A 2,563-nucleotide genomic window follows, 5' to 3' on the forward strand; every position below is an offset into this window, starting at 1 on the left:
CGCACCCCGCGCAGCCTCGGCCCCGAGCGCCAGCGCGACCACCCGGGCGGCCGACCTGTCGACGTCGGCCACGTCGAGGCCGCCGGAGCGGACTGCCGCGACGATCTCCTTGACCCGGGCCTCGCCCGCGCCGGGCATCTCCAGGTCCAGGCCCGCGCGGATGCCGGCGAGGCGGTCGTGGACGGCGCCCCAGTCGGACATGACCAGGCCCTCGAAGCCCCACTCGCCGCGCAGCACGTCGGTGGTCAGCCGGCGGTCCTCGCCGGTGTGGGTGCCGTTGACCCGGTTGTAGGACGACATGAGCGTGGCGGGCCGCGCCCTGGTCACCACGCGCTGGAACGCGCGCAGGTAGATCTCGCGCAGGGTGCGCTCGTCGACGTCGGCGGAGACGCGCATGCGCTCGGTCTCCTGGTTGTTCGCGGCGTAGTGCTTGACGCAAGCGGCTACGCCCTGGCCCTGGATGCCGGTGACCAGGGCGGCGCCGACCTCGCCGGCGAGCAGCGGGTCCTCCGCGACGTACTCGAAGTTGCGTCCGCACAGCGGGCTGCGCTTGATGTTGACGCCCGGGCCGAGCACGACGTCGACGGCCCGCGCCCGGGCCTCCGTGCCGACGGCCGCGCCGACCCGGCGCACGAGGTCGACGTCGAACGTGCTGCCCAGGGCCACGGCGGGCGGGAAGCAGGTGGCGGGGAGCGCCCCCTCGATGTCGCCGACGTCGGCCGCGAGCCGCCGCACGCCGTGCGGACCGTCCGCGAGGTAGACCGACGGGACGCCGGGCGCCTCGGCGGTGGTCCAGAACGAGGCCCCGGACAGGAGCCGGGCCTTCTGCTGCAGGGTGAGCCGCCGGACGACGTCGGCGGGACCTGTCGGCGCGGCGGGCGAACGGGCCGAGACGGCCCGGGCACGCGACCTCTTCGTCATGCGGTCACGCTAGCGGGCCGGCGATAAAGCCGTGCGTCCCCGAACCACCCGGAGCACCCTGGTCCCATGACCACATCCTCCGCAGCACCCGCCCCGGCGACGTCGGCGTGGCGGCTCATGACCCCACCGCACCCGACCTCGCTCGACGACGCCGACGCCTGGGCGTACCGCGGCATCGCGGACGTGCACGCGGCGGCGGCAGGCGTGGACGTCGGCAACGCGGACGGCGCGCCGACGCCGATCGGGATCCTCGTGGGGATGAACAACCAGGACTACCTGCGCAAGGTGCGCCAGGTGGCCGTGGTGGACACGCCCGACGGGCCGCGGGTCGTGGGCAGCGCCTTCATGTTCTTCCACGTGCGGTCCAACCCGGAGCTGGCGATCGGCTTCGTCGCGGTCCACCCGGAGCACCGGCGGCAGGGCATCGGATCGGCCCTGGCGGAGTGGGCCCAGGAGACGGCCCGTGCAGAGGGCCGGACGACGCTCCTGGCCCCCGTCGACTTCGGTCCCCGGCAGGTGGGCGGGCCCGGTGGCGAGACGCTGACCCCGGCGTCGGGCACCGGCGAGGTCGACGCCGGCCTGCCGGGCGTGCGGATGGCGCGGAAGCTGGGCCTGACGCTCCAGCTCGTGGAGCGCCGCTCGCGCGTCGACCTGCCCGTCCTGCCCGAGGCGATCTCGCGGTTCGAGGCCGAGGCGCGCGCCGTCGCGGGCGACGCGTACCGCGTGCACACCTGGACGGCGCCGATGCCGGAGGAGTGGATCGAGCAGTACGCGGCGCTGGAGCAGGCCCTGGCCGACGACGAGCCGCGCGGCGGCCTCGAGGTCGAGTCCGACGTCTGGGACGTGGAGCGGATCCGCGGCGAGGAGGCGGCCATCGCCGCCAAGGGCGACCAGTACGTGGTGACGGCGGCCGAGCACGTGGCCACGGGCGAGCTGGTCGCGATGACCATGCTGCAGTGGAACGACCTCCAGCCCGAGCACACCAACCAGCAGGCGACGGTGGTGCTCAAGGAGCACCGAGGGCACCGGCTCGGGATGCTCGTGAAGGCGGTCAACCTGCGCGAGCACGCGCGGCTGCGCCCGGAGGCGCAGCGGATCTACACCTGGAACAACGAGGAGAACCCGCACATGCTCGCGATCAACATCGCGCTCGGGTTCGTCCCCGCGGGCGGCAGCGCGGACTTCCAGGGCCCGCTGTAGCCCAGGGCCCGCTCGTCAGAGCAGCTCCGGCGTGAGATCGGGGCCGTCGCCGAACGCCGCGTCGTCGTCGAACGGGTGCACGGGGCCACCCAGGGCGGTGTAGCGCAGCCGAAGCAGGTTCTGGTCCACGCCGCCGGGGCTGAGCATCAGCATCCAGTCCTCGGCCATGTCGTGGAGCTCGGTCTCCAGGTTGCCGATCTTCACCACCACGACGTCGGTGCCGCGCGGGTCCAGGCCGATCGCCGTGAAGTCGGACTCCAGGTGGTAGGGCCGGCGGCGCTCGGTCAGGACCACGCGCAGCCCGCCTGCGGCCACGACACACACGATCCCCGCGAGCGGGTCGTCCGTGCGTACGTGCTCGACCACGCCGCGCAGCGTGACCGGCCCGTGCGGCCCGGCGTCGACCCGGGCCCCGGCCTCCACCTCGACGTCGGCGCCCACC

General features: G+C 74.4%; 3 protein-coding genes. 1 reads left to right on the forward strand and 2 read right to left on the reverse strand.

Annotated features, from left to right (window positions below):
* Positions 1-921 (reverse strand): glycoside hydrolase family 3 protein (locus PROKR_RS00665; protein ID WP_169736274.1); only part of this gene is annotated, 921 nt, incomplete at its 3' end.
* Between the two features lie 66 nt (positions 922-987).
* Between PROKR_RS00665 and PROKR_RS00670 the strand changes: the two genes are divergently transcribed.
* Positions 988-2,121: a GNAT family N-acetyltransferase gene (locus tag PROKR_RS00670; protein WP_036958852.1), complete on the forward strand. Its 1,134-nt coding sequence runs from the start codon at positions 988-990 to the stop codon at positions 2,119-2,121.
* Positions 2,122-2,136: 15 nt separating this feature from the next.
* Here PROKR_RS00670 and PROKR_RS00675 read toward each other — a convergent pair.
* Positions 2,137-2,563: MlrC C-terminal domain-containing protein (locus tag PROKR_RS00675; RefSeq protein ID WP_211239983.1), on the reverse strand; the 427-nt coding region annotated here is incomplete at its 5' end.

This window comes from Promicromonospora kroppenstedtii DSM 19349 (assembly GCF_000515355.1).
GTDB classification, from domain to species: domain Bacteria; phylum Actinomycetota; class Actinomycetes; order Actinomycetales; family Cellulomonadaceae; genus Promicromonospora; species Promicromonospora kroppenstedtii.